Raw genomic sequence first — 18,881 nt, forward strand, 5'->3', positions numbered from 1 at the left:
TGGTTATTTTGAATACTTGCTTGTGGTATCTCACTTTGAAAGTGTGATCCTTAGATTTGGCATCCAGTATCAAAAAGGACGATGTGAATGAAAATGCTTTTGACTGTGACGGCATCAATTGCTGTTTTGCTTATTTTTGCTGCAAACCCTCTTTATGCGAATGTAGAGAATTGCCAAGCACTCGTCTCCAAAGCGCCTAAAAACGTAGACATTAAGACCATAATGATGAGAGCTGATAAGGATGTCCGGAGCCCGTATTGTTTAGTATCCGGTGTTATGGCTCGGCGTATGGGTGTTGATAACAAGTTTTATTCGATCAAATTTGAGTTACGTTTACCGAACCTTTGGCAGGGTCGTTTTGCCTATCAATTTAATGGCGGCAACGACGGTGAGGTTAAGCCTGCATTAGGTAAAATAACAGGTTTGCTTAACTCTCAGTACGCGATTAACCAAGGCTTTGCTGTTGTTTCAAGCAATGGTGGCCATGATTCAAGAGCATATCCTGCAATGGGGTTAGCCGGTGGAGCCGCTTTTGGTCATGATCCTGAAGCGCGTCGAGATTACGGCTATGGTGCAGTACAAAAACTAAACCCTGTTGCTCGATCTTTAGTCGAAAGTTATTACCAATCTCCGGTCCAATATGCTTATGGACTTGGTCAGTCGAACGGTGGTCGTATGGCGATGGTGGCCGCTTCTCGGTTTCCTGAGATGTTTGATGGGCTGTTAGTTGGCTACCCAGGTTTTAATTTACCAAAAGCAGCTCTACAACATGCCTGGGATATTCAAGCGTTACGTCGTGTCAATGATGATATCGGCCAAGCTTTGAGCAAGCGTGATTTAACATTTTTTACCAACCAGTTACTAACCCAATGCGATACATTGGATGGAATTAGTGATGACTTGATTTTTGCGGTGGATGCCTGTCAGAAGGTATTCAATCCGAAGGCATTGGTCTGTAAAAACGACTTGGATAGAAATTGTCTTTCATTGAATAAGGTTGCGGCATTGATGCGCATGCACATGGGGCCTCACAATTCTAAAAACCAAGCGCTATACACGGATTGGGTTTATGACAGCGGCATTCGTTCTAACAACTGGCGGATGTGGAAACTGGAAAGTGAAAGTTCCGCGTGGAGCAATAAGCCAATTAGCTTAGTTATGGGAGGGGCTTCCTTAGCACATATTTTTACCACTCCATATTCTAATGTGCCTGGCGACGTGTATTCATTGGAAAACTACTTACTAAACTTTGACTTTGATAAAGACGCACCGAAAATATTTGCGACGAATAATCAATTCAAAGAATCTGCTATGTCTATAATGACACCGCCAGATGCTGCCAAGCCAAAGCTAACGGGGTTTCACAATAACGGTGGAAAAATGATTATTTTTCACGGCAATAGTGACCCTGTTTTCTCTGTAAAAGACACGGTACGTTGGTATGATTTCTTGGACTTTACCCTTGAAGGTCGAGCTTCTGAGTTCGTGCGTTTATATCGTGTCCCAGGCATGCCTCATGGCCAAGGTGGTTTATCTGTGGACCAGTTTGATATGCTTCAGCCACTAATTTCGTGGGTAGAACGCAAGGCTGCACCTCATAGTGTGGTGGCAGCAACACGGCTGGATAATCCGGAAATTACAGCACGTATGGCTGATTTAACTCGCCCTCTATGCCCTTACCCCTCTTATGCGAAATATCGTCAAGGCAGTTTGCAGAAGGCGAGTTCATTCCAGTGTGTCGTGAGTAAATAAAACTATGCTGCTTTTAGCGGCCACCACCGACATCAATAAAGCCACCAGTGGAATAGCTGGATTTGTCGCTGAGGAACCAGAGAATCGCTTCGGCGACCTCTTCTGGCTGTCCTCCGCGTTGCAGCGGTAAATTAGGCCCTATGCGATCCACTCGTCCTGCTTCGCCGCCATCGGCGTGCATGTCGGTGTATATCAAACCAGGTCTGACCACGTTAACTCGAATGCCATCGCTAGCCACTTCTAAGGCAAAGCCCTTGGAGAAAGAATCTACCGCACCTTTGCTAGCGGCGTAGTCTACGTACTCATTTGGTGATCCATAAACAGAGGCAAGAGACGACACATTGACGATAGCGCCACCTTCACCTCCTTGGCTCTTAGCCATGTCTTGAAAGGCTTCTTGGCAGCATTGCATGGTGCCAAAGACATTGGTTTGAAAGACTCGCTGCCAGCGTTCTGGTTGGGTATCCACAAAGCGTGCTTGTTGATCTAGTACCCCGGCACTATTCACTAAAGCCTTAATCGGCCCCCAGTTACGTCGAATTGTGGCAAACATCTTACTGACTTGTTCAGTGTTGCTTATGTCCGCTTGTATGCAATGTGCTATTCCGCCAGATGCGATTATGTCAGTGGCGACGTTTTCTGCAGAAGTCGCATCTTCTCGGTAGTTGATAATAACTTCATAGCTGTGTTGGGCCGCGAGTTTAGCCGTCGCTGCGCCTATGCCTCTCCCACCACCAGTAATCAAAAGTATGGGTAATTTCAAATCACTCTCCTTGTTGTTTTAGTTACTCTTCACAATAACGTGCCTACTTGACTAAAACCAGACTCTGACTCCTCTGATATTAAGGATTTTTAAACGATTATTTTTCATAAACTGAGGAAGTATTAGGCATCTTTATAAAGCCAGATTGAATATAGTAAGTAATATATATAATAATCATAAGATATTAAATTTGGTGGTTTTAATGCAAACAAACAACATTGGTTTTCTTCTAACAGACATCATTCGTCTCATGCGTAGAGAGTATTTAAAAAGCGATCTCTGTATGACCCCAATGCAAGCGCGGGCACTGGTATACGTTTCTCATTACGAGGGTATTCGACAAGTGCAATTAGCTGAAATGCTGGATATTCAGCCCATTACGCTTGCTCGTCTAATCGACCAATTGTCGGAAGATAATTTGGTCGAGCGTCGTCCAGACCCAAAAGACCGTCGTGCCTATGGATTGTATTTAATGGCGAAGTCGGCGCCATTGTTAGAAAAAATCGATGTTGAGGTGAAGCGTGTTCGTGAGAAAGCGCTACAAGGCTTAACAGATGAGCAAGTCACTGTTCTTCAGGATGCGCTCTCTGTCATGCATACAAATTTATCAATTGACTCGTCATTATAGAATTTACTTGGGGAAATACTGGAAATGAGTGAACAAGAAAATAATCCATCTGTTTCAAAACAAGTGGAAAAACGCACGACTCGTCGTACTTTATTAGTGGCATTGCCTTTAGTGGTTATTTTAGCTTCTGTGTTTGTTTATATGAAAGGCGGTCGCTATGTTGAAACAGACAACGCTTATGTCCAATCAGATATAACGACAATAAACCCCGAAGTATCAGGGGCGATCCAGTCTATTTCAGTTAAAGAGAACCAAAAAATCGAAAAGGGTCAGCTGTTATTTAGAATCGACCCAACCTCTTTTAAAGTGGCCGAAGCCAAGGCGCAAGCACAACTACAGCAAGTTCGTCTGAATTTATTGGAGCAAAAAGCTGCTTATGAAGAGAAGAAAGCTGAAATTCAATTAGCAGAGAAAAAATACACATTTAGCCAACGTGAAGAAAAGCGCCAAGGTAATTTGTTAAAGCAAAAATTCGTTTCTGATACGCAGTATGATCAAGCTCAACAAGCTGCTGAAGTCAGTGAATTGAATGTCACTACCTTGAAAAAGGACTTGTTCCGTTTGAAAGAAGCGTTAGGCGGTGACCCAAGTGCGCCACTGGAAGACCACCCAAGCTATCAAGCTGCCCAAGCGGCATTAGATCAGGCACGAATTGATCTTGCTCATATTGATATAAGGGCACCTGCCTCTGGTGTAGTGGCAAAAGTTCCTAATAGTGGTGAATACATTACAGCTGGCTCAATCTCAATGGTGTTGGTGTCTGATGAAAAGCAATGGATTGAAGCCAACTTCACCGAAAAAGATTTGAGCTATGTAAAAGAAGGACAAGACGTTGAAGTAGAGGTAGATGCCTATCCAGGTTTGGTTCTCTCTGGCAAAGTTGAAAGTATCAGCCCTGCAACTGGCGCTAGTTTTTCAGTTATCCCTGCCGAAAATGCCACTGGTAATTGGGTAAAAATAGCACAGCGACTCATGGTAAAAGTATCCGTAGATGAGAAGCCAGGCACACCCGTGTTGCGTACAGGCTTTAGTGCAAATGTCACCATAGATACAGAACATCATCGACGTTTGCTCGGTGTAGCTTTGTGAGGCGATAGTTATGGCGGCGACACAAAGCGTACAACCTAAAAGTGCTAGTACAACTCGTATCATGATTACGATATCGGTGATGCTGGCAACCATTATGCAAGCGTTAGACACCACAATTGCCAATGTTGCATTGCCGAATATGAAAGGAGCAATGGGAACGACTCAGGATCAGATTTCTTGGGTCTTAACGTCTTACATTGTTGCGGCCGCTATTTGTATGCCACTTACAGGTATTGTGGCTGCAAAGATTGGTCGTAAGCGTTTGTTTATGTGGTCTGTTGTTGGTTTTACTGTGACTTCGATCTTATGTGGTGCAGCCCAATCTTTAGATCAAATCGTCTTCTTTCGATTGCTACAAGGGGTCTTTGGCGCAAGCTTGGTGCCCTTGTCTCAATCTGTATTACTTGATACTTACCCGAAAGAAAAGCACGGCTCAGCCATGGCTATGTGGGGTGTGGGTGTCATGGTTGGGCCAATCTTAGGGCCTTATCTTGGTGGCTTATTGACCGAATATTACAGCTGGCGCTGGGTGTTTTACATTAATGTGCCCTTTGGCATCGTTGCTTGGCTTGGTCTTGCTGGTTTCTTAGAAGAGTCACCGTTGGATAAAAAGCGCAGCTTTGACCTTTATGGCTTTGTGTTACTTGGCATTGCCATCGGTAGTTTGCAGATGATGCTTGACCGGGGAGAATCTCAAAGCTGGTTTGAAAGTCTAGAAGTTATCATAGAGGGCATGCTCGCCGTTGTTTGTGGTTATATGTTTCTGGTTCATATTTTCACCCATGATCACCCCTTTATTGACCCTAAGATGTTCCATGATCGAAACTTTAGTGTCGGCATGGTGTTTATCTTTATCGTTGGGGTAATTCTATTATCATCAATGGCATTACTGCCGCCATTTATGAGTTCTTTGATGGGGTATCCAGTGGTCGACATAGGTGCAATTTTGGCGCCGCGTGGCTTTGGTACTATGGGGGCGATGATAATCGTCGGGCGTTTAGCTAACAAAGTGGATGCTCGCTATTTCATTTCCTTAGGTTTGTCACTGATTACCTTTTCTATGTGGGAGATGACGCTGTTTACGACAGAAGTCACCGCATGGGACATCATACGTACGGGGATGGTGCAGGGTGTTGGCTTAGGCTTTATTTTTGTGCCTCTATCAACCATTAGTTTTGCCACACTGAACCCTAAATATCGTAACGAAGGCACGGCGATGTTTAGTTTGCTGCGTAACATTGGTAGCAGTATTGGTATATCTGTAGTGACAACCTATTTGGCACAACGCTCGCAAATTAACCACGCTGCATTTGCAGACTATATCAACCCATTTAATCTTGGGTTGCAAATGGCTCAAGAAAGTGGGGTATATAATACTGCCACAACAGCGGGGTTAGCTGCGATAAACCAAGTTGTGACGGTTCAAGCGACCACTCTAGCGTACCTTCAAGATTTTCGTCTAATGATGTGGGTATCTGTTGCGGCAGTGCCTTTGGTTTTTCTTCTGAAAAGTCCTGCGAAAAAATCTCCGGCTTAAATTGACAACAAAAAATCTAGATTTCACTTCAATAGCCCTGATTTTTCAGGGCTTTTTTATTGTAATCAACGACTATGAGTATTACTCCTTATCGATCAATTCTGACATAAGCTAGCACTGTCTAAAGGCACACGTTATCATGCGGCAATTGGTTCTGTCTGGAGGTAAATATGAACTCATTAGATCGACATTTTATTTTGGGCTATGGCAGTCTAATCAATGGCGAAAGCCGCGCAAAAACTGGAGAAACTGGCAATGTATGGCCTGTTAAGCTTCATGGATTTGAGCGTCATTGGTCAGTGATGTCTGTCGATTATGGAATGAGTTCAGTAGCCGTTGTTCATGCTCCAGAAAAAGCCTGTAATGGGGTGTTGGTTGAAGTGCCTTTTGATCAATTTCCCTTGTTCGATGAACGTGAACAAGGCTATCAGCGAGCAAAGATTGATGCTGAACAACTCACCACCTATCAAGATGACCCACTGCCAGCGGGGACTTATTGGGTTTATCACACCCATGACGTGGTTGAGCCGCATCAAGAATGTCCGATTGCTCTAAGCTATCTCGATGTTATTTTGTCTGGCTGTTTAGAACATGGCGATGCGTTTACACAGGACTTTTTAGTCTTAACTCGAGGTTGGACATCGCCTTTGCTAAATGACCGGCAAGCACCACGCTACCCAAGAGTACAACCAGATCTTCCTACAGAGCGCTTAAATATATTACTTGCGCCTGTAACCACCCTTTCTATAAAAGAGCTATCTGTAACTTATGAATCTTAACTCGACGAGCCAATTGTTGGCACGCAACGAAGAAGAATTGGTTGGCAAAGTTTTATTTGCTAACCCTGAAGACACTTATCCATTGGATTTAAGCAGAAAGGCGGATGTGTCCGCGTGGTGCCAATCTAAAACCTTTTATGATGCTCTGTTGCGAGTCGGCTTTGTAGAGGAGAAGTTATTCTTGTCTGCTCAGTGGGCATTGGAAAATGGCAGTGATTTTGATCATGTTGTGATTTATCAGCCAAAAGCCAAAGAATTGCTCGACTACCTAATTGCAGCAGTTTTGCCTCTGCTAAAAGATGGCGGTCAGATATGGCTGGTGGGCGACAATAAGAGTGGCGTGAAATCGTCTATGAAGCGCTTAGAAGCGGGTCTAGACGAAGTAGGTAAAGTTGACGGGGCCAAACATTGCCTGCTGTACACTGGCTACAAGCGCCGCCCAGCGAAGACATTTGTATTTGAAGATTGGATCGTTACTTGGAAACAAGATATTGCAGGCCAAAGCTTCTCTTTATGCAGTTTGCCTGGTGTTTTTGGCCATGGAAAGCTTGATAAAGGTACGAGTATTTTATTAAACCAATTGAATGAACATCGTTTTATGAGCGATGTAGCCAATGCGCGTATACTCGACTTTGGCTGTGGCGATGGCATTATTTCCCTTTGGTTGCATAACAAAACAGGCGCGCATATCACAGCGCTAGATGACAGTGTTTTAGCGTTGAAAGCGACCGAGCTGACTTTTGCTGCGAACCAAATCAGCGATGCTGTTACCTTGATCGCTTCGAATGGCTTAAGTGAAGTAAAAGGCCGCTTTAACTACGTCGTGACTAATCCGCCGTTTCATACGGGCGTTAACACCGACTACAGCATAGCGGAAAGCTTCTTTATGGGAGTTAAACAGCATCTTACCTTAAACGGTGAGCTGTTTGTGGTTGCCAATGACTTTTTGCGTTACCCGCCAATTCTTGACGCGGCGTTAGGATCGCATACTCGCCTTTATCGCGATAAAGGCTTTGCTATCTATCACGGCCGCCAACCTAAGAAGAAGTAATGCTTTAAGCTATAACGGAACTAAAAAACGCCCATTTTCGAAAATGGGCGTTTTTTTGTGTCTTTAGCAGGGGCGATTTTTAAGTGTGTGCGTTGTATTCAGAAAATCTTCTGCATAGTTTAACGGTCGGTCAGTGCGAGTTTTATACCTAATAGTGCAAAGCTTGCAGCAAAGGTTTGTTGTAGGTATTTGGTGATTTTAGAGGAGCCAATTAAATATTGACGAGCTTTGCTTGCGAGCATGCCGTACAAAATGAAAATAAGGAGCGTCATCGCCATAAAAATACCACCAAGTAGTAACATTTGACTGGTTGCTGAGCTCATACTAGAAGAAATAAATTGCGGCAAAAAGGCTAAGAAGAAAATAGTGAGTTTTGGGTTTAATACATTGATTAAACAGCCTTTTAAAGCAATTTGTACTAAGTTTACTTTCAGCTCTTTTTTATTTTCTAGTTGCACTCCGCCTGTGTCCTTCCACATACACCAAGCTAGGTACAACAAGTAAGCAACACCAATAAATTTAATAACTTGAAAAGCCAAAGCGCTGGTATGAAGAATCACAGCGAGACCGAAAATACTGGCTAACATCGAAGGTAATATACCCAAAGTACAGCCTAATGCTGCAGCGAATGAGGCGCGGATGCCCAGAAAAATCCCAGTAGAAATAGTGTAAATAACGCCTGTACCGGGAATGAGAACTAGAATTAGGGACGTGATTAAAAACTCTATACTAATCATAAGTAATATCCTTTTATAGTGGATCCTGATATGGGTTTTGATAACATCAAATCGCTATCTTAAAACTTATAAAGTAACTAGTTTGATGTCTACTTAATATAACGAAAATATAACATCAATACCTGTATGAAATTGATGATATATTTGCGTATCTAGTGACATTGATAGGTATCTTCTACGACATCTGCTAGAGTCTCGCCTTAGTCATATTCATGCCCCCTAACACTAGGAAATCATTTTGAACAACAACGATATTTTACGCCGCCTTCGCTACACTTTTGATCTAAAGGAGCTAGAGATAGTAGATATCTTTGCTGCGGCAGATGGCATTGCTTCACAAGAGCAAGTCACCAGCTGGCTAAAAAAAGAAGACGATGCAGGCTATGTTGAAATGATTGATGTAGAAATGGCGACCTTCCTAAATGGCTTTATTAACACGAAACGTGGCAAGCGTGAAGGCCCGCAGCCAGTGCCTGAAAAACGCCTAACGAATAACGCTATTTTTATGAAGTTACGCATCGCCTTGAATCTGCAAGCAGAGGAAATCCTCGATATTATGTCGCTAGCAGAGTTCAACCTTAGCAAACATGAGCTAAGTTCTTTTTTCCGCAAGCCAGATAACCGCCATTACTGCGAATGCAAAGACCAAATCTTGCGTAACTTCCTGATGGGATTACAAAAACAGTTTCGCGTGTAATTTCTAATCTTTTAGAACTTCGTGCTTTCAATAAAAAAGCTGCTGCCGACTAGGTAGCGGCTTTTTTATTGTCTTTTCACCCAGTGTACAAAGATTGCACTATATGGATATTTGGATGAGCAATCCTCTGCAATATTGACCCTCTAATTATAAATATAAATGTTAGTAAGTAGGGTGGTATTCATATGTTGATTAAAAACAAAGTCGCACAAGCGGTTATTATTGCAGGCTTATCTTCTCAAGGTTTTGCGCTTGAATTGGGTGATTTTAATGGTACTCAATTTAGTGTTGGTGGCTATCTTAAGGCTGAGGGTGTGTTTAACAACCCAGATGAGAGCCGTAGTACGTTTGAAAGCAGTGCTAGTCAGTCACGCTTGAATTTTACCACTAGCCGCCAAGAGGGCGACCATAAACTGAAAGGCTTTATTGAAGGCGACTTCCGGGGTGCTTCTTCAGTATTTCGTCTACGTCATGCAACCATTACTGTTGATAATTTAACTGTAGGGCAAACATGGACTGGGCAGTTTTTTGCCAATGCGCCTTTTGACACCGAAATGATTAACTTCTATGGAACGGGTATTGGTACGGTTTCAGGGAACGGAGCGGTAGTAAGACCTGACCTTGTTGCGCATTATGCAAAGGGTGGTTTGCGATTAACGGCACAGGATCCTCTTTATAGTCATGCAAGCCTTCCTGATTTAGTTGTCGGATACACACATAGAACCGCCGAAGGCCATGCTTATAACGTGTCGGTTACAGGTAGAGACGTCGACACAACGCCGTCTGATACAAACGATAGTGAGTCGAAATTTGGTGCCGCGTTGTCTTTGGCTGCAAAGCTGAAATTTGGTGATACAAGCGTATCTGTAAGCGGCTTCTCTGGTACGGGTGCCGCAATTTATGCTGGTTGGGGTTACAACGGAGCTGCTGGAACTGCTGGTTCTGCTGAATTAGATGGTAATGGCGATCTATTGACGGTCACTGGTTTTTCAGCGGGCGTTGGTCATAAGTTGAGTGATAAGCTACGAGCGAATCTACGCTATGGTCAAGTGTCTACAGATGCTTCAAGCTTGGCTGATGATACGCTAACCATCACCACAGCCAATATGATTTATACATTCCTTCCAGGGCTTGATATTGGTGTTGAGCTACGAGACCAAAGTGCGGCGACTAATGGCGCTGCGAGCGGTAGCATTGTAACGCGTCCTGCTGGACAGCAAGTCGAAATCATGGCGATGTACAAGTTCTAATACAAGAGCACTAGCAAGAACAGACTGGGCCTTACCCTTTTGCCTAGTCTGTTTTTTTTAGCTCTAGGTTAATGAGTAAAATGCCTTAGCGTTTGAGAAGGCAATTCCCCAATTTGTTCTCTGTATTGAGCTGAGAATCTCCCCAAATTTGTAAAACCATACTCCAGCGCGACTTGTGTCACATTTCTAATGCGTTCATTGTTTTTTAATTCGGAGTGAATGCTTTCTAATTTTAAACGGCGTATGTAAGCGGACGGCGTTAGCCCTGCTTCTCTTTCAAAGAGGTTATACAAGGATTTGCGACTAATCTGGCATACCTTGGCTAATTCATCGATTGTTATGTCTGCTGTAATATTATCCAGTACATAATTCCGCACGCGCTCGACATGACGGTGAAGTGACAAAGTAGACTGAGGCTGGGTAAAGTTGCTCTTGAACATGGTTAGAATTGCACTATTAAATAGTCGACAGTAGTAGATCAATGCACGGTCGCAAAGAGTGCGTTTATCCTGTTGTAACATATCATTAAGCAGGTTAAATAAAGGCCCTGTCATTGGGAATACATTGGCTTTATGTTCGAATTGAATGGGGTCTTTTGTCGTTACATAGCCGAACTTTCGTGCGGTTTGATGTAAAAAATCCGTTGGAATTTTAACAATAAGCTTTCGGCAGCTTTTGGAGTTATTTGACTCAAATCGAGTGCCAGGCATGATTAAAATGGAGTCGCCGGCCCGCAATGTACGTACTTCATTATTAGATTTACCGATGCTATGGCCAGAGAGAATGATATGTAGGAAGTAAGCACTTGATACTTTAGACGCACGAATATTTGTGCTGGTGCCAGCTTCGTATTCTAAAATGGAAAGTGGCCCGAATTCCTTGAACGTTAACTTTGCAAGTTTCTGGAGCGGAGAGCTCTGGATGAAATAATACTCCCCAAACGCCTTATCTCGTAAAATGTTTGTTAGCGTTTGCGAAGAAGCTTCTGCGACATGAAGGTCGTAGATAGAAAAATCAAACTTCATATTTACACCAATGCATTAATTATTTTTATAAGTTAGCAATCTAGGTAAAACTTTGAATTCGTTTTACTGCGCCTATGAAGTGTAATGCTTGGTGGTTTGACTTAGTCATCCAATTTTGAGGTTAGTACATCAATTATTGATATAGTAAACAATATTCCTGTAAATTATTTTTCTGACAGATGATAAGAAGTGATGAGAGACCTAGGAGTAATCAATTTGATAGCAAGAGAGTGGAAAGCCTGTTGTCTAATGGCGAAAAACGGCTTCATTTTCTAATAGAGAAGAACCGAGAATTCGACTTGGTCTCTTGAGCCCGCTTGGTCTATTAACGTTAGTTGATAGTTGCCGGATTTTAGGTCTTTTAATGTGGCTTTTCTTTGCTGCTCTGGTAACAGAACGCCGTTTAAAAACCAGTAGAAAGGCGCTTCGCCTCCTTCGGCTGAAATGCGGATATTGCGATTTTGTTGCTTAGGTAGCTGGAACGCATCTTGATCTGTGAGTCCATGGATACGGACTGCTGATTGGCGAATGATATTGCCTGTTGTTTCACATCTAGGGTCCCAGCTAGGTATCCGAGAAGATCGGTGTTGTTCTGGTGTTAGCCAGTTATCTAGCGGTGCAGGCCAAACGGTGACCTTTTGGCGTTTGGCTTCGATCTGACAGCTGATATTGACCCGTAACTTGGAATCATTCGCTTGCCAGAATTGAAATTCTGCTTGGTTGAATGGCTGCTGTAGCGACGCAGTGTTGTACCAAGTCTTAGGAATGGTGCCATCGAGGATATAAGCGCTGTGGCTTTCCTCGCAATCCTTTTTAACCATGTCACCTTGTGGCCAGCATATGTCTACTTTGGACACGCTGTCGGGCATTTGTGGGGCTGGGCGCTGATCGTTTAGCCGTTGATAAATATTGTTTAATAATGGCACTGCGGTAACTTGGCCATAATGGCCGGGCATGGGAACACCATCGGGTCTGCCAATCCAAACGCCTAATGTGTAATGCTGGCTCACGCCAATCGCCCAGGCATCGCGGAATCCATAGCTTGTGCCGGTCTTCACCGCTAAGCCAGAAACAGAATCTGGATTATCTAATAATATTTTTCGAATAACCCAAGCTGCGCCCTCGCTCAACAGCGGTTGCTGTGATTGTGGGTCGGTAGGACTAAAACGCAGATGTCGTGCTTGGCCTTTGTTCCCAAGGCTGGTGTAGGCATAGACAAGATCTTCTAAGTCAGAGCCAACGCCACCGAGAGCCACCGCCAGATTAGGCTTTGCCCCGATCGGAAGCTTCAACTCGATGCCTGCTTTTTGCATTTTTAAGAAAAAGTAAATGGGCTTGAGCTGTTCCAATACTTGTACCGCGGGAATATTCAGGCTTTTTTGCAAAGCATGGGTGACGGAAACTGGTCCACTGACGCCACCGTTGAAGTTGTCGGGTTGATAGTCCCCGAACTTGAGTGGCACATCCATCAATAAGCTTTCGCTATGAATTAAGCCTTCATCCAATGCTATACCGTAAATAAAGGGTTTAAGTGTTGAACCTGGCGAGCGAGTAGCCTGAACCATATCCACGTAAGCGAAACGGCTGCTGTCATTGAAATCCGCCGATCCTGCGTAGACTTTTACCTTGCCTGTCTCGTTTTCGACAACCAAGGCTGCAGCCGAGACTTTTTGCCCAATTCCATGGACATAATTTCTCAGTAGGTTACTGATCTGGCCTTGCCATTGAGAGTGGATAAAGGTTTTGATCTGAGGTGCAGTGCTTTGTGTTACCAATCGGCGGGCGAGCAATGGCGCCGATTGGTAGTCTTGTTTGGTTATGGTGGGAATGTCTTCGATTAATGCGTCGTTTAAGCGCTCTTTTGACCACTCTTCCAGTGTTACTAAACGGCGCATCAACTTGTTCCTAGCTTGCTGGGCGCGTTCGTTATGTCGATCTGGTCGGTAATAGCTGGGTGCTTGTGGCAAAACCGCCAAAAGAGCCGCTTGGGCGTCTGTCAGTTGTTTCACCTTATGACCAAAGTAACCCAAGGAAGCGGCTTGAATGCCTTCGTAGGTGCCACCAAAGGGCGCATGGTTGAGATAATAGGTGAGGATGTCTGCTTTGCTAAAATGCCACTCTAATTGCAGAGCACGGACGATTTCTTTGAGTTTTCCCCATACGGTTCTGGGTTCTGGGTAACGTATGCGAGCCACTTGCATGGTCAAGGTTGAGCCGCCAGAGACGATGTCGCCTGTGCTTATCCATTGCCAAGTAGCGCGAGTGAGAGCAAACACATTGACGCCGGGGTGATAGTAAAAGTATTGATCTTCGTAAGTGATGAGCGCTTCTAGGTAGTTTGGGGAAACCTCGTCTAAGCTAACAGGAAAGCGCCACACGCCGTTGTCATCAGCAAAATTACGCAAAATCGAACCATCCTCAGCAAGAACGGTTTGGCTCAACGAGCGGGATTCCAAGTCGACTGGCACAAGCTTGTCGAATAACAAGAAAGACAAAAACAACAGCATTCCGGCGATAGGCAAACAAACCCATAACCGGAATCGACTATTCAACAGCGCCATTAACGAGGCTGTATTTCCAAGGTCGTAATCGACGTACCAATGGCACGGTAATTAGGACGATACATGTCTTCTACAAAGGGCGGTGCGACCTGATAAGTCCCCGGCGTGACAGCACGAACTAGGTAATAGAGCTTCTTCACAGATTTATCGGAAAGGCTCACGGAAGCCACAAAGCGATCATCTCGATACTCTTGATACAGCAGGTTGTTTTCACGGAAGTAACGACCAAGCGGCTTTTCGTCAATCATAATGCTGTCTAGATCGACGCTGGCATTGCTGAGGTTTTGGTTCTCTAATTCCAAGCCTGCTGGCAAAAGGTCAATCACCAAGGCGTCTGGGATGCGTAAGTCATCATCCACCGTAGACACATTCAATTCCACAATGAGCAAATCCCCACTGGTTAATGTGGTTGGTGTCGTCGGTTGACCTGTTAGGTCGTAATACTGGCGGCTAATGCGCAGCCCTTCGCTGTATGGCTCTGGGGTGTTTTTAGGTGCGCCTTGGTATTGCAGGCTGACATACAGTTTTTGGTCGTCTGCGGTAATGCCTTTGAGCTTGCGCAACTGGTCGGCATCAAATACAGAGTTGAATGCCTGTTCTTTTACTAGCGACTGTTCACCAGAAGGTAATTGGATGTTCGCACGCCATTCACTGTTGTTATTGGCGTACTGGCGAGCCACTTTTAATAAAGCGATGCGCTCTTGAGTGCTGAACCAGCGTTTGCTTTGTAGGCTCTCAATCATCTTATCAACTAGATCTCCGTCATCCAGTCCAAGCTCTAAGGCAACCGCAAGACTAAGGGCTTGATCGCGCACAATAGAGCCGTAATCACGATAATAAGCATACTGTTTGCGGTCAATCTTTAGAGCCAGTTCAAGTGCTGTTTGGGCTCTTGAAGTGTCATTTAATTGATGTAATGCACCTGCTAAGTGCATCCAAGCAAGTCCAGATTCGTTTAGTTCTGTTGTCGATGATTGATCATAGAGTCTACGAACGAAGCTCAAGCTAATGGCATCCGCTTTGGCTAAGACAAACGCAGCATAAGCACGATAAGAGAACTGATAATAATCAGAGCTTTCGCTCCACATATCGCTTTCAGGGTTATTGTTGACAAAGAAGGTCAATCTTTCGATGGCGCGTTTTAGCATATCATCATCAATGACAACGCCTTGTTTACGCGCATCGACTAAAAACTCTGTAGCATAAACGGTGCCCCAGCGAGATTCCCAACTGCTCGAATCCCAGTAGCCAAAGCCGCCATTGCTCAATTGCTTTGACTTAAGTTTTTCGATTCCGTCCTGGATTTGCTTTAGACGGAAGGCTTCGCTAAAGGGTTGGTTAAATTCTTGTTCAATACTGTCATGCAAATCGAGCTGATTGACCATGTCTTCATTTAACAACAGCCAAGGGTAAGTCGAGCTGGTGGTTTGTTCTACGCAGCCATAAGGGTACTGTAACAAGTTTTCAAATTGGCTTCTAAAGTTGATCGCAGGGCGATTAGAAATCGTTAACATCGCTTGAACACTGCTGTCTCGCAATGAGCTGATATCAAAGCTCGGCTTCCACTGTTCGTCTGGCTCAAGCGTCGCACGTAATTGGTTCGTTGCCCAAGGATAAGGGCTTCGCACACCAAGTCGCCACGTTCGCGTGATATTGATGTCGTCGCCATTGGTGGCATTAAGTGTAATGACACCTTGGCCTTCCATGTCCGAGCCTTTGATAGGAATGGAAAGCACGGTTTTTTCTTTATCGGCAAGCTCTAGGTTCTGCTGCAAACCTTCGCTAATGATGGCGCCATTTACTTCTACACTGACATCAAATGTCTGCTTGGCATCGGAAAGGTTATGCAGGTCAATGCTGATTTGGCTCTTATCACCCATCGCAAGGAAACGCGGCATGGCAATTTGCGAGACAAGCTTGTCAGCGACAATCATTTCGTTGTGAGCGCTGCCGTAACTGTGATCACCATAGACCACGACCATCCATTCCAATTTGCCATTGAAATTAGGCAGATCAAAACTGACATCGGCTTCGCCATTGACGAGAGCAACCGGCTCACTCAGGAAGGAGATAATTTGCACATCAGATTTTGGCTTTTTACCGCCGCGGCTGAGTTCTGCATCAGATTCATTAAAGGCATCGCCACCAAATTTCTGGCGGATCATGTCATAACCTAGGTTATTTATGATCTTGCCATAGATATCGAAATACGCCGATTCAAAACGACGCGGAGCATAAAAATACTGCTCAGGTTGAGGTGGTTTATAGCGCGTAATATTCAGCACGCCTTTATCAACAAGAGCGACCGTTGCATAAAGCGGTTGATTCCCAAGTACTGATACATTCGCTACCTTAATATGCGCGCTAACTACTTTGTTTGGCTGAACTTTTTCTTCGGTGGTCAGCTCTACGTCGGCAATGGCATCTGGGCGAATGATGGGTAAATGCACAATTCCTAAGGCGCGTTTTGGTGCGACTTCGGTGACTTGGTCCGCTGGCGTTAACACCATCGCTGTGACGTATAAGTCGTGTCGATTCCAATTCTGTTGTACATCGAAACTAACTTCATTTGTGCCTTTTTCGATGTTCTTATGCAGGCTGTATTGAACGCCATTAGTGGGTTCCACATTAATAATGCCATCACCAGCAACAGGACTGGTTAAACGCAATGTTGCTTTATCGCCTGGCTCGTAGTGATCTTTATCCAACGACATTTGCAACATGTCGGGTTTTAAATTGCTGCTGCTTTGGTTATCCCAACTCCACTCCGTTTCAAACTCAAAGGTGCTTTTGGCTCCCGTTTCAGAGGTGACTTCCAAAATATACGTGCCCCATTGCACAGGGAAATCGACGGTGACGGCGTCGTCTTTGACGGCAATATTTTCATTACCAACCGTATAAATATGGCTTTGATAATTCCAGTACCAGCCTCGGGATTCGTTGTATTCCCAGAAGTACTCTCGGTAATTTCGAGACAGGCGAACACTGAGTTTGTCAGCAACCGGTTCCCCTTCTTGATCGACACTCAATAACTTAAATTGCAGCGTTTCATTGGATGCAGGTCGACCTTTAAATAATGGCTGGATACCAACCAACTTTTCGAAGTCTGGTAACTGTATGACGCTCTGATTCCGAGTTACGGGGCGACCGCCACTTTCGTAAACGCTGGCGCTAACAAGGTAGCGCAATGGCACTGGCGTGCTGGCCCAATTATCGGGGATGGAAATCATCCCTTTGCCATCTTTATCCAGTTTGATTGCGTCGGTTTTCAGCGTGCGGCCGTTGATTTTTTCGTTGGCATTGCCGAAGTAATAATCCTTTAGCGAAGGAAACGGTGTCGTCGAAGGTGTGACAGTGATAACCGCATCGGCATCATTGCCAGCAGCAGGCGCACCATAAAGGTAATCACCTTGGATAGGAACATAAAATTTGCTATTGGTGGGAGCATAGCGAGTTTGATTAGGAACATCATCGTAAAAGGACAGCGTCAGGGTTTCCGGTAAAAAATCTTCTACCTGAAACCAGTAAGTATCCACATAATCGTCATTAATGCTGACTTCAAGACGCCATTTTCCTGTTGGCGCGTTGTCGCCTAATTGGAAACCAGTTTGATAAAGATTGGTGCTGTCGGGCTGCCAAGTGAACTGTTTTTTGCGTTCGCCACGAGCATCGTAAAGTCGAGCTTGCAGTGGTAGATTCGCCACTTTTTGGCCGTCAAAATCTCGCAGTAATAAATTAATCGAAACGTTTTCGCCAGGGCGATAAAGGTCTCGCGGGCCGTACATAAACATCTGGTAAGGGCGATGTAAGCTTGGCACATTTGGGTAGGCGGATAAGTCTAATTCATCACGGTCTAATTTTAAGAAGGTAATGCTGTCGCCATGACGAGCAACCACGGATTGTGGCAAGTCGTTGGTCGATAATTGGTAGCTGCCGTCTTGTCCACTTGTGGCGGCTTGATCGTGGGCCGCTTGTTTATCTGTTTTCGGCCACAAAAACCGTAGATTAACATTAGCCATTGGTTTTGCCGTGGCAATGGAGTGACTGTAAACCACCAAAGAGTCTTTGTATTTTCTGGCGTGTAAGCCGATGTCTGTGATGGTGAAAACTGCCGTGTCGTAGGCGTAGTCATAATCACCTGGCTTGCGGATAACGGCCACATAAATGCCCGGAGCATTCTTTTCTAAGACGGGATCTAAATTTAAATTGTAGGTCTTACGTTGATTGGCTTTGGCATCATTTTCATAGCGTGCAGAATGCACCAAATCGGCGTATTGCTTTAGTCGTGTAAGGCTGTAGTAATCGTTCATTCCTTGCAATGATGTTTCATCAAGAAAACGGTCTAAAGCGTCATCACGAACCCGAAAGACATCTAAGTCCACCGACTTCTGATTGATAACAGTGACTGGAATGCCATTTTGAATATTACCGACAAGAAAGCTGCCTTTACCGGAAAAATTGGCGCCGGGAACGATTGCGCGGGTTTTAACGGTTCGTTCAAAGCTATGAAGGTTACCTTTACTGTCTTTCTCGGTCAGCACTTTTCCCGTAAGCGATTTTGGTTTGGTGTCGACTTTTATGGTGTATTCGGTGCTGGGTTCAACAAATGGCAGTACCCATTGGCGACCATTATTTTGCGGTATCCAGATATTGCCAGTGGTGGGATTGGGTGTCACAGAAATTGATTTGCTTAGGTCGCTTTGAGGGTCAATGGCTTCGGTAAAACGAATCACCAAGGCGGGAGCCTTGTCTTGAGTAGTTTCGCTGACATCAGAAATATAAAAATCCGCCGCGTGGAGCGTGCTGGAAAGCAGCAACAAACTCATCCAAATGAGGTGGAGACCGGATAGAACTGACCGCATGACAAGCATCCCTTTTGCGTTTATAGGCAATGGATTCTATAAGCTCATACAGTGGGTTACAAGGTGAATAGGTGATGGTCCATAGAGTAAGGAGAGCACTTAATAAAAAAACGCCCTTGCGGGCGTTAATATAGACAAAACTGAAAGAGA

13 protein-coding genes are annotated in these 18,881 nt (G+C 44.5%); 8 read left to right on the top strand and 5 right to left on the bottom strand.

All coding sequences use genetic code 11. The features are described 5' to 3' along the window. The first annotated feature begins 87 nt into the window (after positions 1-87). The gene (locus DFP77_RS01720) at positions 88-1,752 is read left to right on the top strand and encodes a tannase/feruloyl esterase family alpha/beta hydrolase (RefSeq protein WP_114410566.1); all 1,665 of its coding nucleotides are present in this window, start codon (positions 88-90) and stop codon (positions 1,750-1,752) included. A 13-nt stretch (positions 1,753-1,765) separates the two neighbouring features. Here DFP77_RS01720 and DFP77_RS01725 read toward each other — a convergent pair whose 3' ends face one another. Beyond that, positions 1,766-2,515 carry an SDR family oxidoreductase gene (locus DFP77_RS01725; protein ID WP_114410567.1) on the bottom strand — a complete coding sequence of 250 codons (750 nt, stop codon included), beginning with the start codon at positions 2,513-2,515 and terminating at the stop codon, positions 1,766-1,768. Positions 2,516-2,717: 202 nt separating this feature from the next. Here DFP77_RS01725 and DFP77_RS01730 point away from each other — a divergent pair, with 202 nt between their 5' ends. The 5 genes from DFP77_RS01730 (at position 2,718) to DFP77_RS01750 (ending at position 7,599) form a co-directional block, all read left to right on the top strand. After that, complete coding sequence (locus tag DFP77_RS01730; protein WP_114410568.1) at positions 2,718-3,143, top strand: MarR family winged helix-turn-helix transcriptional regulator; 426 nt, start codon at positions 2,718-2,720, stop codon at positions 3,141-3,143. Positions 3,144-3,167: 24 nt separating this feature from the next. Then, positions 3,168-4,232, top strand: a complete 1,065-nt coding sequence (locus tag DFP77_RS01735; RefSeq protein ID WP_114410569.1) for an HlyD family secretion protein — start codon at positions 3,168-3,170, stop codon at positions 4,230-4,232. Between the two features lie 10 nt (positions 4,233-4,242). Further along, the gene (locus DFP77_RS01740) at positions 4,243-5,769 is read left to right on the top strand and encodes a DHA2 family efflux MFS transporter permease subunit (RefSeq protein ID WP_114410570.1); all 1,527 of its coding nucleotides are present in this window, start codon (positions 4,243-4,245) and stop codon (positions 5,767-5,769) included. A 170-nt stretch (positions 5,770-5,939) separates the two neighbouring features. Further along, complete coding sequence (locus DFP77_RS01745; protein ID WP_114410571.1) at positions 5,940-6,548, top strand: gamma-glutamylcyclotransferase family protein; 609 nt, start codon at positions 5,940-5,942, stop codon at positions 6,546-6,548. Beyond that, positions 6,538-7,599, top strand: coding sequence for a class I SAM-dependent methyltransferase (locus tag DFP77_RS01750; protein ID WP_114410572.1), 1,062 nt, complete (start codon positions 6,538-6,540; stop codon positions 7,597-7,599). Before DFP77_RS01745 ends, DFP77_RS01750 begins: the two co-directional genes overlap by 11 nt. 119 nt (positions 7,600-7,718) lie before the next feature. Here the strand turns inward: DFP77_RS01750 and DFP77_RS01755 are convergent, their stop codons facing one another. After that, positions 7,719-8,336: a LysE family translocator gene (locus tag DFP77_RS01755; protein ID WP_114410573.1), complete on the bottom strand. Its 618-nt coding sequence runs from the start codon at positions 8,334-8,336 to the stop codon at positions 7,719-7,721. A gap of 238 nt (positions 8,337-8,574) precedes the next feature. Here DFP77_RS01755 and DFP77_RS01760 point away from each other — a divergent pair, with 238 nt between their 5' ends. Beyond that, positions 8,575-9,033: a YehS family protein gene (locus DFP77_RS01760; RefSeq protein WP_114410574.1), complete on the top strand. Its 459-nt coding sequence runs from the start codon at positions 8,575-8,577 to the stop codon at positions 9,031-9,033. A gap of 185 nt (positions 9,034-9,218) precedes the next feature. Continuing rightward, on the top strand, positions 9,219-10,283 hold the full coding sequence (locus tag DFP77_RS01765; protein ID WP_114410575.1) for a DcaP family trimeric outer membrane transporter: 1,065 nt from the start codon (positions 9,219-9,221) through the stop codon (positions 10,281-10,283). 68 nt (positions 10,284-10,351) lie between these two features. On the opposite strand, the gene DFP77_RS01770 is transcribed toward DFP77_RS01765, so the two are convergent. The 3 genes from DFP77_RS01770 to DFP77_RS01780 form a co-directional block, all read right to left on the bottom strand. Continuing rightward, the gene (locus DFP77_RS01770) at positions 10,352-11,308 is read right to left on the bottom strand and encodes an AraC family transcriptional regulator (protein ID WP_114410576.1); all 957 of its coding nucleotides are present in this window, start codon (positions 11,306-11,308) and stop codon (positions 10,352-10,354) included. A gap of 272 nt (positions 11,309-11,580) precedes the next feature. After that, positions 11,581-13,869 carry a penicillin-binding protein 1C gene (gene pbpC / locus DFP77_RS01775; RefSeq protein WP_114410577.1) on the bottom strand — a complete coding sequence of 763 codons (2,289 nt, stop codon included), beginning with the start codon at positions 13,867-13,869 and terminating at the stop codon, positions 11,581-11,583. Further along, positions 13,869-18,731 (bottom strand): alpha-2-macroglobulin family protein, encoded by a 4,863-nt coding sequence (locus DFP77_RS01780; protein WP_181858479.1) that lies wholly within the window; start codon positions 18,729-18,731, stop codon positions 13,869-13,871. Before DFP77_RS01780 ends, pbpC begins: the two co-directional genes overlap by 1 nt. Between the last annotated feature and the right edge of the window lie 150 nt (positions 18,732-18,881).

It is taken from the genome of Marinomonas foliarum (genome assembly GCF_003337275.1).
Classification (GTDB): Bacteria; Pseudomonadota; Gammaproteobacteria; order Pseudomonadales; family Marinomonadaceae; genus Marinomonas; species Marinomonas foliarum.